8 protein-coding genes are annotated in these 15,161 nt (G+C 30.5%); 2 read left to right on the plus strand and 6 right to left on the minus strand.

Translation table 4 applies throughout. The features are described from left to right. Nucleotides 1-219: 219 nt before the first annotated feature. From uvrA to NPA07_RS04160, 3 genes are all read right to left on the minus strand, one after another. Nucleotides 220-3,054 (minus strand): excinuclease ABC subunit UvrA, encoded by a 2,835-nt coding sequence (gene uvrA, locus NPA07_RS04150; RefSeq protein ID WP_126118415.1) that lies wholly within the window; start codon nt 3,052-3,054, stop codon nt 220-222. A 93-nt stretch (nt 3,055-3,147) separates the two neighbouring features. After that, on the minus strand, nt 3,148-5,157 hold the full coding sequence (gene uvrB, locus NPA07_RS04155; RefSeq protein WP_126118414.1) for an excinuclease ABC subunit UvrB: 2,010 nt from the start codon (nt 5,155-5,157) through the stop codon (nt 3,148-3,150). Between the two features lie 118 nt (nt 5,158-5,275). Continuing rightward, the gene (locus tag NPA07_RS04160; RefSeq protein ID WP_126118413.1) at nt 5,276-6,544 is read right to left on the minus strand and encodes an endonuclease; all 1,269 of its coding nucleotides are present in this window, start codon (nt 6,542-6,544) and stop codon (nt 5,276-5,278) included. A gap of 270 nt (nt 6,545-6,814) precedes the next feature. Between NPA07_RS04160 and NPA07_RS04165 the strand changes: the two genes are divergently transcribed. Beyond that, nucleotides 6,815-9,487 (plus strand): lipoprotein 17-related variable surface protein, encoded by a 2,673-nt coding sequence (locus NPA07_RS04165; RefSeq protein ID WP_126118412.1) that lies wholly within the window; start codon nt 6,815-6,817, stop codon nt 9,485-9,487. 166 nt (nt 9,488-9,653) lie between these two features. Further along, on the plus strand, nt 9,654-9,884 hold the full coding sequence (locus NPA07_RS04170) for a DUF2188 domain-containing protein (RefSeq protein WP_126118411.1): 231 nt from the start codon (nt 9,654-9,656) through the stop codon (nt 9,882-9,884). A 39-nt stretch (nt 9,885-9,923) separates the two neighbouring features. Here NPA07_RS04170 and NPA07_RS04175 read toward each other — a convergent pair whose 3' ends face one another. The 3 genes from NPA07_RS04175 to NPA07_RS04185 form a co-directional block, all read right to left on the minus strand. After that, a complete protein-coding gene (locus tag NPA07_RS04175) occupies nt 9,924-11,150 on the minus strand; it encodes a DUF2179 domain-containing protein (RefSeq protein ID WP_126118410.1) in 1,227 nt (408 codons plus the stop codon). Nucleotides 11,151-11,309: 159 nt separating this feature from the next. Next, a complete protein-coding gene (gene secA / locus NPA07_RS04180) occupies nt 11,310-13,835 on the minus strand; it encodes a preprotein translocase subunit SecA (RefSeq protein ID WP_126118409.1) in 2,526 nt (841 codons plus the stop codon). Nucleotides 13,836-14,007: 172 nt separating this feature from the next. After that, nucleotides 14,008-15,126 carry a hypothetical protein gene (locus tag NPA07_RS04185; RefSeq protein WP_126118408.1) on the minus strand — a complete coding sequence of 373 codons (1,119 nt, stop codon included), beginning with the start codon at nt 15,124-15,126 and terminating at the stop codon, nt 14,008-14,010. Nucleotides 15,127-15,161: the final 35 nt, after the last annotated feature.

Below are 15,161 nucleotides of genomic sequence, written 5' to 3' on the forward strand. Positions count from 1 at the left end.
TATTAATATTAAATAAAAATAGCAAATGTGTTTATATTTTACCAATAAAAACAAAAATAACAAGAAAAAAATTTTTTGTTTTTTTCGCTTTGTTTTCTTTTTCCTGAATCAAATAGTTTTGACATTTTTTAAATTTTCCAAAACAACTGTTTTATAGTTGTTTTGGTCAAAACTAGGCTTTTTCAATATAATAAAAAGAAGCCTTTAAACTTCTTTAAATTATGGCCTTAAAATCACTTTTAAATATTGGCCTGTGTAACTTTTTTCATTTCTTGCAACTTGTTCAGGTGTTCCAGTTGCAACAATATGACCACCGTTTTTACCACCTTCTGGACCTAAATCAATTAGATAATCACAACATTTAATAACATCTAAATTATGTTCAATAACCACAACAGTGTCGCCGTTATCTACTATTTTATTAAGCACATTTAATAAATTCGCAACATCATAAGAGTGCAATCCTGTGGTAGGCTCATCCAAAACATAAATAGTTTTACCAGTTGCTTTTTTCTGCAAATAAGTGGCTAATTTTACACGTTGAGCTTCGCCACCGCTAAGTGTAGTTGATGATTGACCAAGTTTAATATAACCCAATCCAACTGAAGCTAATGTTTCTAATTTAGTCTTTATATTACTTCTATTTTGGAAGAATTTAAGTGCTTCATCAACACTCATATCAAGTACTTGTGCTATATTTTTATTCTTATATCTAATTTGCAATGTTTCAGCATTGTATCTTTGGCCCTCACATTGATCACAAGGGACAAAAACATCAGGTAAAAAGTGCATTTCAACTTTTATTGAGCCATCTCCTTGACATTTTTCACATCGTCCACCAGGTACATTGAAACTAAATCTTGAGCGACTATAAGCTCGAGCTCGTGATTCTTCAACTGAAGCAAAAATATCTCTTATATCATCAAAAACTGAGGTATATGTAGCAGGATTTGAACGCGGAGTTCGACCAATTGGGCTTTGATTTACTGGCACAATTTTATCAATTTGATTTACGCCACTAATACTTTTAAATTTACCAACTTTGTGATTGATATCTGAGCGACTAAGTGCTTGTTGAATTCCTTTAACTAGGATCTCATTAACTAGGCTGCTTTTACCACTGCCACTTAATCCACTAACACCTATAAATTTACCAAGAGGAAATTTAACATCGATATTTTTAAGGTTATTTTCACTGGCGCCACTAATAGTTATTACTTTACCATTACCACTTCTGCGAAAACTTGGTACCTCAATTTTGTATTCACCGCTTAGATATTTTCCTGTAATACTGCGAGGCTCACTGATTATATTTTCTATTGAACCTTGAGCAATAATTTCACCACCATCTATTCCTGCTTTTGGGCCAATATCAACTATGTGTTCAGCTTCTCTAATTGTTTCTTCATCATGCTCAACAACAATTAAGGTGTTACCAATTTCAACCATGTCTTTAAGAGTCTTAATCAGTCTTTCATTGTCTTTTTGATGTAGTCCAATCGAAGGTTCATCTAAAACATATAAAACACCTGTAAGATTTGAACCGATTTGAGTGGCTAATTTAATTCTTTGGCTTTCTCCACCACTTAATGTTTCAGCATTTCTATTGAGTGTTAGATAGTTAAGTCCAACATTTTTAAGAAAACTTAATCGATTAATTAATTCATTTATAACCAAAGTTGAAATCTTTGACTCTTCTTGATTTAATTTTAAATTTTCAATTGTTTCCAGTGCATCTTCAACTGACATCTTGCTTAGGTCTTCAATATTAAGATTGTTTATTTTAACTGCAAGAGCATATTTGTTTAGTCTAGTACCCTTACATTTTGAACAATCAAAAGTACCCATATATTTTTTGAGTCAATCTCTTATTCTCTCACTAGTTGTTTCCATATAGAGCCTTTGAATTTTGGCTAGAATACCTTCAATTTTTTTATTTCTTCTTCATTTGTTTCCACTTTCAGAAATTAAGACATATTCAATCTCATCCTTTGAACCATATTTAATAATTTCTAAATCATTTTTACTTAGGTCCTCGACTGGTGTATTTTTGTCTATTTTATAGTGTTTTAGTAATGTATCGAATTCTTGCCACTCTAAATTTTGTGTATCTTTTGTATTTTCAAAATATTTAATTGCACCCTCATTAATTGATCTTCATGGCTCAGGAACTATGGCACTAAAGTCAGCTTTTAAATCTACTCCAAGACCCTTACAGTTTTGACACATACCATAAGGCGAATTGAATGAAAATAACTTGGTTTCAATTTTTGGCATTTCAAAGTCTTTATAAATACAAGAGTGTAATTTTGAATATGATTTAATTAATCCATCGGTAGTTTCAACTTTAACTAAGCCTTTGCTATATTCAAGGGCAACTGAAATAGCTTCGCTGATTCTAATTCTATTTTCTTCACTCAAAACTACACGGTCAACAAGAATGTCAATTGTATGGCGAATATTTTTTTCTAACTTAATTTCTTCATCAAGATTTCTAATTTCGCCATCAACTTTAACTCTTAAAAAGCCTTCTTTTTTTAGTTTCTCAAGCAATGCAACTCATGTACCTTTTTCACCATCAACAACGGGTGATAGAATATATAATTTTGAACTTTCAGGAAGTTCAAAAATTGAGTCAATAATATCTTTATTAGTTTGGCTTGTTATCTCAATGTTATGATTAGGACAATAAGGCTTGCCAATACGAGCAAAAAGTAATCTAAAAAAGTCATAAATTTCAGTTACTGTACCAACAGTTGAACGAGGATTATTGTGCGTTGTTTTTTGCTCAATTGATATTGAAGGACTTAGACCTTCAATACTATCAACATCAGGTTTACTAGTTCCGCCCAAAAACAATCGTGCATAGTTACTTAAACTGTCGACATATTTTCTTCTCCCTTCCTCATAAATAGTATTGAATGCTAAAGAAGACTTTCCACTTCCTGAAAGTCCAGTAAAAACAATTAATTTATTTTTAGGTAGAGTTAATGAAACATTTTTTAAATTGTGTTCTCTTGCACCTTTTATAATAATCTCTTCTTTTGCTGACATATTGTTCCCTTTCTTGTGTTCTTAATATTATGTTTTAGTTTTAAAAATTTACCAAAAAACCTGTTTTAAAGGTTTTTTAGGAAAAATACAAAATTATTCATTGCTAACTTTATTGCTGCCTGCTTGTAATTCAAGAATAATATCACGAAGTTCAATAGCTCTCTCATAATCAAGTTCTTTTGCTGCTTGATTCATTTGTTCTCGTAGTTTTTTGATCAATTCTTCCTTGGCTTGTTTGCTACTTTTTGACTGATTTCTTTTCTCATTTTTAAAAAAGAATTCAATTTCACCACTAATACCCTCGCCAACTAGTGGCTCTGGAATTGGTTTACTAATTGTTTTAGGAACAATATTGTGCTCCTTATTATATGCTATTTGCATAGCACGCTTAATCTCATTATCTTCAATACACTCTTGCATACTTTTAGTTACTTTATCACCGTAAAAAATAACTCGCCCGTTAGCGTTACGTGCTGCACGACCACTAATCTGAATAAGACTTTTTGTTGAACGCATAAAGCCTTCTTTATCAGCATCCAGCACTATAATTAAACTTACTTCAGGTAAGTCAACACCTTCACGTAATAAGTTGATTCCAATAACACAATCATAAACGCCTTTTCGCAGTTTTCTTAAAATTTCATTACGTTCAAAAGTGTTATGTTCTGAGTGAATATAAGCTATTTTTTGTCCTCTTTCCAAATAGTGTCTGCTTAATTCTTCTGAAAGTCTTTTTGTCGTTGTTAAAATTAATGTACGCTCATTTTTCTCTTTTTGTTTTTGCAGTTCATCAAAAATATCTTCAACTTGATTTTTGCTGCTTCTTACTTCAATTTTAGGATCAAGCAACCCCGTTGGACGTACATATAATTTAGTTAACAATCCATAGGTTTTGTTTAATTCATAATCGTCTGGTGTAGCTGAAATATAGATTGTTTGAAAGTTAAATTGACTTTCAAACTCACTAAATTTTAGGGGTCGATTATCTAGTGCACTAGGAAGTCTAAAACCATAGTCAACAAGGTTCTTTTTTCGTGAATAATCCCCTGCATACATACCATTTAATTGTGGAATCATCATATGGCTTTCATCAATAATCAAAAGTGGATTTTTGCCACTAAAATAGTCCAACAAAGTATAAGGTCGCTCACCCTCTTTACGTCTATCCATAAAGCGAGCATAGTTTTCAATTCCTGGGCAAATACCAAATTCTCTTAAACTATCAACATCCTTTTCAACTCGCTCTTTGATTCTTTGTGCTTCAATTAATTGATTATTTGATTCAAAATATTTAATTCTCTCTTCGAGTTCTTCTAAAATTTTTTCACATGCCTCATTGATAACACTACGATCAACTGTATAAGCATCTCCTGGGAAAATTGTATATTGTTTATGGTGCTCAATTATCTCCTTAGTTAATGGATGACAAGTAGTAATTGAGTCAATTTCATCGCCAAAAAAATCAATGCGAATTAAATATTGATCACTGTGAGCTGGTTGAATATAAACGGCATCACCTTTTGAACTAAATGAACCAAGTTCAAGATCAATTTGATTACGCTTATAATTTCGTTGAACCAGTTTTTTAAAAAATTCATCTCTTTTAATTTGCATCCCTACTTCAATAACAAAAACAGATGCATAGTATTCGCTTGGATTAAGAGCACCATAAATAGCAGAAACTGATGCTACAACTATAGTATCATTTCTTGACATTAGTGAATTCATTGCTGACATTCGCATTGCATCTAATTCCTTATTACCTTGAGACACTTTATCAATATATGTATCTGAGGATGGTATATAAGCTTCAGGGCGATAGTAGTCAAAATAAGAAACATAATATTCAACATTATTGTGCGGAAAAAAGCCCTTAAGTTCACTATAGAGTTGTGAAGCAAGGGTTTTATTGTGGCTAAGAACTAGAACGGGGCGATCAAATTCCTTGATAACATTAGCAATAGTAAAGGTTTTTCCACTGCCAGTTACCCCTTTAAGTACTTGATGCTTCATATTTGCTTTAATATTTTCAACTAGTTCGCTAATGGCTTGTGGTTGGTGGCCTGCTGGTTGATATGATGAAGATAACTTATAAATTGACATATGTTTAAATTATAAACATAAATAAGAATTATTAATTTAGGTTACATTATTTTTTGAACTTGGTGCACACTTGCCTTGAGTTGACAAATAAAACAAGCACAGTGTGTGCTTGTAAATATTATTGATTTAGGCCTGTCATAATTCCATGGTTTTCAAAAACCTTATTGTTATTTCCTCAAATTAGATCAGTTAGTTCAGGATAATCACTAAATGGGTTTCTAAGGCCACCATAATGACTAGCTATTGCATTGTTACGTTCAATATCAATAATATCAATTTGGTCTTTAATTGACCATTGAGAATAAACGCTTAAGAAGTGTTGTTTTACATATGGAAATGAACTTCTATTAAATACTTTATCACCTTGAGCATGACTAACTAAACTATTAATATGAGTTATAGCAAAATAGAAATAAGCACGAGCAATGTCACCTTTAAAGGCATCAATTGGTTCACAGGCAGTAGAACTAATTTTGGTTCCATTTAAGCTTGTTCGAGAAGGCCTGCTAACGTTATCATGTGGTAAGTTTCCACGAAGTGCATTGACCTTAATATCTGTTGGTCATATAAAGTGAGCATCATTTCTAGCAGGTTGTTTTTTAGCAAATCATGATTGCGGAATTAAGTGTTCTCGATTAAAACCGTCTCCTTCGCTTCTTCCGCCTTTATGTTTTTTGCTTCAAGTAAAAGTATATGGGTCATCACCATTTGGATTTTCAGAATAAATGTCTAAAATTGTGCCATCTTTTTCAAAATATTTATCAATGAAGCAGTCTTGGTAAACTGTGTAAAGATAGTCATAACCTTTAATATTATTAATTCTACTTTGTTGATTTCCTAATAGTGCTATAAACAATTCCTCGCCTTTTAATCCTTGAAGTGATGAGTAGTAGTTATTTGATGAATCATATATGTATTTGCCAACTACTTTTACCGCATTATTTGGCTGAGCAGGTGTATTAGTTTCACCAGGATTTACTGGTGGATTATTTGGTTGACCTGGTGTATTGGTCCCTAAATTAATTACAAAAATACTTGTTTTTAAATAAGTTGTTTTATAGGTTTTTGTGTCAAATAGTTCATAATTCAGTGTTAACAATTTTGTTGCCGGATCATATGAAGTCTTAATATTTTTTACTTCTTCTCAAATTGCTTTACCTTCAAAATTAAATCATTCAGCCTTTGGTTTTGAGAACTGATTAATCTTCGTAGTTAAATCAATAACAGGCTTAACATTAATATCTCTATATTGTTTAATAATATCATCTTGCTTAGTTTCGCGATCTCGCTTTACTAATGATGTAGATATTGCTAATGCTGAAAATAATGCACCAGTAACAATAATGTTTGCACCAACCACGATACCAATTTTTGTTTTAGTTCTCATCTATTGCACCCCCTTTACTTTACTTAATTACTTACTTAAAAATTATATATTTTTCTATCATAAAAAGTCTTTTTGCAAAGAATAAAAATTTGCTCACTAAATAAGAATAATTCCCAAAAATTCTGTTTTATAGCATACTAGGATTAAAAAGTTAAAATGTTAATATTTTTGTTTCTTATGAGAAAAAAAGGTTTTTTTTCACTACTGCAAAAAGTTTTTTTATTATTTTATAATAAGTATATAAGAATAATTTATAAAGAGGGGGTTTTAATGAAAAATAAAATTAAATTGAGTCTAATTTTTACTACAATTAGTGCTGGTACTTTACCATTAGCATCCTGCTATGGTACTGATAAAAAAGAAGAAGAAATAAAAGCACAAGATGACTTTAGACTTAAGTCAATTGCTAATATTAATAACGCTGTTTTTGATCAAGGACAAAAAGTTTATAAAATTAGCAACACTACTAAAGTAGCTAGTGAAATTGAGAAAGAACATATAAAATGAGAAAGTGTAAGTGGTAAATATTCTTACACAATTGACAAGTTAGATGCTAATGATTCAAAAGGTGAATTAGAAATTTTTCTTACGCAGAAAAAAGGTACAAGCGAAATTTCTAAATTCACTATTAGATTTCAAGGATTTTATGTTGACAAATTTGACGAAAAGCTCAATTTTATAGAGAGTTTTGACTTAAAAGAAAAAGAGAAGTACACTGTTAAAGAATATGTTGCTAAATTTGATAATCTGCAAAAATTACAATCAAATTTAGTATTAAAGACTTCAAATAATAAAGATTTAAACACATTTCTTAATGAATATGAAGTTTCAATTAAAAGCATAACAATTGAAGAAATTAGTACATTTGATGGTGAAGCAAATTTAAAAGTTACATTTGAAAACAAAACTAAATCAAAAACAAAAGAGATTGTTTACAAATTAGTTGGTTTTAAAAAAGAAATTCAAACACTCGAAAAGGTTTTAAAATCTATTTTTGACAGAATTGATGTTTTAGAGGATAAAAAGAATTCAAATGTGTTTAACTATCAAATTAGCGATTTAAGATATTTTAAAAATAATCTATTGGTTGATGCTACACAAGAATTTGCTAAAAAAGGTATTATAGTAAAACAAAAAGAGACTGATTCTTCATCATATGAAACTGATGCTTTTGCTGGTATGTTGAAAGTTAATATAACTTTTGGTTGAAGTGATCTAAATAAAAGCGAAACGTTTACTTGAAGTGAAATTGTTGAAGGATTTAAAGAAATTAAAAATAATACAGAACTAGAAAATTCCTTTAATGTTGATCTAAAAGAAAAATCAAATAAAACCGCTCAAGAATATGCAAATAATTTTAATGCACTTGATGATGCACAAAAAGAAGCACACATTGAATTCACAAATCCAGAATATCAAAATAGTTTTGCTAAACTTAAATCTGAAGAAGCAATTGAAAGTTTAAAATTCGAAATTAAGGTAATTGATAATTTCTTAGGCAAAGTTGAACTAATAATTAAATGACAACAATGAAAACAATTACCATATACCTGCAAAAAAATAATAGTTGGTTTTGTTCAAAAGGAATCGATTGAACAAATAATGAATAAGGTAACTAACGTTAACCTTAGTGATAAAGAAACAAAAACTGTTGAAGAATACATAAGTGAAAACAAGGACAACCTAACTAATAAGATAACTGCTACCACTCCAGACTCAAGCACATTAGTTGATTATTTAACCTCAAAAAAAGTCAAAATTGACAAACATGAATTAATTAATATCAATCCTGTTGAAGGTGTTGCTAAATTGAAATTAACTTTGAGTTACCTTGACAAAAGCCAAGAGGGTGCTGTAATTGAATATACAATTAGTGGATTTAAAAAAGTTAATTCATTGAATGATGACAGATTTAAAAACTTAATTAACTCATTAGAAATCATAAACAGTCCAAACAACTACTATGGCGATTTTGTAAAAGAAATTAGTCTTCTTAAATTACAATATACAAACCCAGATAATAATAAAAAAGAAGACTTCAATGAAGAAAATCTCAAGAAGTTAAATATTAGTCAAATTGATTTTACTCAAAATCTTTATGAAGTTAAGCAAATTGAAAACAAACACAAAATAGTTGTAAATGTTAAATATACTATCAGCGGTTCTGGTGAAACAAAATCAGTTGAACTTGTCTTAAAAGAGGGAACTTTCGGTTATAATTCTCAAACTTTTGTTGAAGAAATTAAGGCAAGCCTTGATGCTAACTTCGATCCAGAAACAGTTAAAGATAGTGATCTAAAATATGACCAAAGTAAAAAAGATAAAGAAACAACAACTAATTCTTTATTCAAATTTGTTTCAGTTCAAATAGATTGACCTAAACAAGATAGTTATAAAAAAGATCTTCAAAGTAAAGGACAAGTTAGAGTTAAATATATCTTTATAAATAGTGAAACAAATAAAGAATATGAAGTGCATGACATTATCGAAGGTGGTAAAAAGAAACCTAAAACAACGGATGTTGATGTTGAAAAGTTAAAAGAGTTAGCACAAAATAACACTATATTCACTATTGATAAGACTCATTCAAATTACAGTTCAGATATTGAAGCAATTAAAAAAATGATCGGGACAGATGGAAAGGGCAAAAATAGACTAGATCAAGTAAATAATAAAAACAAGTTCCAACTTAGAAAAGGAAGTAAAAATAATGGAACAGTGCTTGAGTCTATTAAACTAAGTGAAGATGCTTGAAAATGTTTTACAACTAAGAAGAAAATAAATGATTTTATTGCTTCTCCAAGTAGATTTAACACAGGTCATAAAGCAGGAATATCTAAGTATATGTGTTTCGGCTTAGATAATAGTGGAAAATTAGTAATAATGTTCTCAATTGTTGATGTTGAAGGTAATAGAACAGATTATCAAATGCCAGTTGAGTAGTTAAAATAGTCGCTGTAAAAGTGGCTATTTTTTCTAAAATACTATAAAAAAGCATTATTAGTAAAATAGTTAGGCAATTAATTTCATGTGCTAAATGCAAAAAATTTTAATAATATTGTTTTTAGCATATAATTTATTTAATACTAATTTTAAGAAAGGATAATTTATGGCTGAGTCAAAAAATAATAAAGAAGCAACCATTTACCATGTAACACCAAAAGGTTTAGGGTGACAAGTTAAGGGTGTTGGTAATTCAAGACCAACAAAAATTGTTAAAACCCAAAAAGAAGCAATTGAATTAGCAAATGAAATAGCAAAAAAACGTGGTGGTTCTGTATTAATTCACAAAACAACAGGTCGTGTTAGAGATTCAATTAGTTACAAGGACAAAAAATAATTTCACTTAATAATAAAAATCGGGAATAACCCGATTTTTTTAGTCTAATGAACTTTGATTAATGTTAGTGTCGCTTTGTTCTTGTTTATTATCTTTGTTTTTGCGTTCTCTACGTTCAAGTGTTTTAGTAAATAAACTCTTATAATTTTCAACAGAAACATAGAAATATCCATCTGCTTTTTTAAGGTCTGTAACTGTAAATAAAGCATTTTGGTCAAACTCGCGCACAATTTCAAGTAAGAGAGCTGCATCTAAATATAAACACATTGTTAATAATACTTCCTGTTCTTGACCTGAATAACCACCTTTAACACTTAAGTGACTTGTTGCAAAGCGAACGTTCGTCAATGTATTAATTTTGTCTTGAATTTGTGGAATCTTTGAAGAATAAATTTCAGCTTTAACAATTTTATATTTTGGAAATAAAACATTTAAGACAACACCATTTATTAAAACCATAATTATGCCAGCCACAAATGATGGATTAAAGAAATATTCAGGCTTAAATGCGTCTACTTTAAAACCACCGGTCGGTTTAGTTATTAATGGAATATATGTACCAATTAAATTTGCTACTGTTAAAAATGCTAAATGAACAAATATAAATGTACCACCCACATCCTTAAATGTTTTGTGAGATCAATAAACACCAAGAACATCGCTTCCACCTGTACTTGAACTAATTATCAATAGTGCAGCTGCAATTCCTGCTTGCAAGAATGCTCAAACCATTGCATAAACAAAGATAGTCAAATCACTAAATTGTGCTTTTTCTCATGTTAACTCTTCTGCTTTAATGTGTGTAAATATAAATCAACCATCGCTCCCTGGTATATAACCAATTATTAAACCGAAAATTGTGGCTGTTGACATAAATATTATTGTTAGAAAACCAAAACGTTTATTAATTTTTTTATAACCCAATATAAATAAAGGAATATTAGCAAGCAAGTTAATTATTCAAAATAAAGAATTATAGACAATATTAGCAATCTTATCATTTATTATAAAATGCTTTGCAATTCTGGCTACTGATTGACAAAACGCGTCTAACCCAAGATTATAAAGGCCTGTTATTTGGACTAAGAGAAATTGGCCAATCCCAAAAATTAAACCAATTAAGACACTCAAGATCACTTGAACCCTAAGTTTTTTAACACGATATAATGTCCCAAAATGCAAAAATGATTGTCTCACCTTTGATCTCTTGATTTCAACTTCAACTCTCTTGTCATTTTTGTTCTGTTCATTATTTGCGTTATTCATATTTTTATTATATTTAAAAAATAATTTATATATATCAAAAAAACTATAAAATGGACGTTTTGACAACTTTTTGCATATTTTTACAAAATAAAAAGTCCGTCTGCGGACTTTTTCGCCATTAAAGTTTTAACCTCAATGTCGGCTCAATGAAATTATAAACTAATTATCATTATTGCTATCAATTTGTTTCTTAATATTATTATACATTTCAAGAAGTTGTATTTCTTTGTCTTCAGGTGAAGTATTTTCATTAAAAATAATTGTGTTTTGAATTTGATCAAATAGCGGATCTTCTTGAACTTCAAGTGGAATAATTGATGGAACACCTAATCGATCATCAAATATTGTTTTTGTTACATCATAGGCTATGTTTTCAAGCATTTGATCAAATTTCCTGCTACCTTCATCAGTATAAACCTGATAAGGATTCTTTTGAGAGTATTGAACAAGGTTTACATTAGATCGTAATTTATCCATTGTATCAATATGACTTTGTCAATAACTATCAATTATTCTTAAAACAATATCTTTTTCATATCAGGCAATATACTCAAAATCTTCTCGTACATTTTCGCCAGCAATTGATTTTCATTTCTTATAAAATGAAATCAATTTATCAGCTAAAAAGTCTTTAATATCAGCATCATGAATCTTTTTAACCTCTTCATAAATCAATCGTTCTTTTGTACCTTGACCTAAGAAAACATTATTTATATAATCAGTAAATACTTGGTGCTTAAATAAACCATTTTTTTCTTTGAAATTAGGGTAATTGCTTAAAATTTGTGCTGTTTTCTTTATCATTCTTTCAACAATAAATGAAACATCTTCATTAATCAAAATTAGGTCACGTTGTGCATAGAATAAGTCTCTTTGCTGTCTAATAACATCATCATAATGAAGAACACTTTTACGACTATCATAGTTAAAACCCTCAATTTTCTTTTGAGCTTGTTTAAAACCATGTAAAAGTGTTTTTGAAGTTATTTCTTTGTCGCCTTCTGATGCATAAGATTCCTTGAATTCTTCATAGTTAGAAAAACGTCTCATCAATTGATCATCAAGTGAAATATAAAACTTAGAAACACCAGGATCACCTTGACGACCACTACGACCTCGTAATTGGTTGTCAATTCTTCTACTTTCTGCTCTATCGGTGCCAATTACATAGAGACCACCTAATTCAAGTGCTTCTTTACTTGGTTTAATATCAGTTCCACGGCCAGCCATATTTGTTGCAATTGTAATTGATTTAACTTGTCCAGCCTTTGAAATAATTTCAGCTTCTGATGCATTTTGCTTAGCATTCAAGACAGTGTGTGGAATATTTGCATTATATAAATATTTGTGAAGTATTTCACTATCTTCTATTTGTGCCGTACCAACTAAAACAGGTTGACCTTTTTCATAAAGTTCTTTAATTTTTTCAGTAACTGCTTTTCATTTTGCATCATATGATGCATAAATTGAATCATCTAAGTCTTGTCTAATTACTGGCTTATTTGTTGGTACAACATTTACACGCATGTTGTAAATGTCAATAAACTCTTGTTCTTCAGTTTTTGCTGTACCTGTCATTCCACAAAGTTTATCAAACATACGGAAAAAGTTTTGATATGTAATAGTAGCTAATGTTTTTGTTTCAAATTCAATTTCGACAATTTCTTTAGCTTGTATTGCTTGTTGTAGACCTTCAGAATATGATCTACCTTCCATAACACGGCCTGTAAAAGCATCAACTAATTCAATTTTGCCATCTCTAACAATATATTCAACATTATCTCTCATTATTTTATGAGCTCTTAAGGCGTTTTGAACACGGTGAACTATTTCAGAGTTTTCAATGTCATAAAGGTTCTTAAAGTTGAAGAACTTATTTGCTTTTTCTATACCACTTGAAGTTAATGAAATTGCTTTTGTTTCTTCATCAATTTCATAATCCTTTTCATCTAGTGTTCGAACAAATTGATCGGCTGCATAATAAATGTTAGCATTAGAAACCTTGCCGTTTGGTCCACTACTTCCACCACCTGAAATAATAAGAGGTGTCTTGGCCTCATCAATTAAAATTGAATCAGCCTCATCAATTAAGCAAAAGTGTAAACCACGTTGAACTTTTTCACTAAGAGATTGTGCCATATTATCACGTAAATAATCAAAACCTAATTCTGAGTGAACTGAATATGTTATATCACAATCATAAGCTTTTCTTTTTAAATATGGATCCATTTGAGCTTTATTAACACCAACTGTCATGCCAAGAAAGTTGAATACTTGACCCATTTCTTCTGCGTCACGTTCAGTAAGATATTCATTAACTGTTGAAACAATTGCACCTTTACCTTCAAGAGCATTCAAATAAACTGGTGCAATAGAAGTAATTGTCTTACCTTCACCAGTTTTCATTTCTGCAATTGAACTTAAATCAAGTAGAACACCACCAATCATTTGCACATCAAAAGGTCTCTTACCTAAAACCCTTTTTGTGGCTTCTCGACAAACCGCAAAAACCTCAGGTCTCATTCTTTCTAACGTTTCGCCCTCTGCAAGTCTTGTTTTAAATTGATGTGTTTTTTGTTTAAGTTCATCATCACTTAAACGAGAAATTAGTGGTTCAAATTGATTAATTTTTTTCAATGTTTTTTCTGCAATACGCATTTCAGTTGATTTAAAATTAAAACTCATAATATTTTAATTTTATACTAATATTAATAATTAATATTAATATTAATTATCTGTTACAAAATATGTTACAAAAATACGTAAATTTATTTGACCAAAAAGGTTGTTTTATAGGTAAATACAAAAAACCTGCACGTCTGCAAGTTTTTTATTATTTTTATTTATTTTGTTAAATTTAACGTGGATTAAATCCATTAGGATTTTGCATGTTTGGGTCTGGGAACATACCTGATGATTGTTGTGGACCGTATGGGTTAGGTTGTTGTGGACCGAATTGTGGACCTCTTGGAGGAACATTGAACATACCAGTTGGTTGTTGTGGACCGTATGGGTTAGGTTGTGGTCCTCTTGGAGGAACATTGAACATACCAGTTGGTTGTTGTGGACCATATGGATTTGGTTGTGGTTGTGGTCCTCTTGGAGGAACATTGAACATACCTGTTGCTTGTGGATTTGGTTGTGGACCAAAAGATTGTTGTGGTTGTGTATTAAACATACCTGATGGTTGTTGTGGACCATATGGGTTTGGTTGTGGTCCTCTTGGAGGAACATTGAACATACCTGTTGCTTGTGGATTTGGTTGTGGGCCAAATGGTTGTTGAGGTTGTGCATTAAACATACCAGTTGGTTGTTGTGGACCATATGGATTTGGTTGTGGTTGTGGTTGTGGTTGTGGTCCTCTTGGAGGAACATTGAACATACCTGTTGCTTGTGGATTTGGTTGTTGGCCAAATGGTTGTTGTGGACCATATGGATCTGGTTGTGGTTGTGCAGAATAAGAACCTGTGTATTGTCCAGTTAAAGCAAATGTACGTGTTTGTGAACCTCATGCAGGATTGAATCCATAGCCATTAGCAGCTGAATAAGGATTGAACACTTCTTCTGGTTCAGGTGGATCCATTCTTCCATTCAATACTGAACATCAAATTAGCATAAATGGAAAAATAACTATCGAAATTATAAAGAATACTTTCGCAGTCTTAAATGCTTGCTCACTTCTTCCTATTCATAATACTAAGAAATAAATCATCAATATTAATGTAATCAAGAAACCTCATGAACCAAAGAAAATTAAACAAACATAAGCTTCAATTTTCTTGCCTGAACCATCTTCAGGTTGTGCAAGGAAATATGACCCTAAAATAACAAATATGAGCATTAATGCCATAATTGGTCCAATTACACCAAAGTATCATCACTTTTTAGGCTGCACTAATGATGCATTTCATTCGTTCGGTCTTCAGAATTTTGGGCTAGGTGTTTGATTCATATCAAAATCGTTGTAATAATTCATAAATAACCTATTACCTTTCTATTTAAATTTTTATT

It is taken from the genome of Mycoplasmopsis caviae, from assembly GCF_024498215.1.
Lineage (GTDB): Bacteria > Bacillota_I > Bacilli_A > Mycoplasmatales > Metamycoplasmataceae > Mycoplasmopsis > Mycoplasmopsis caviae.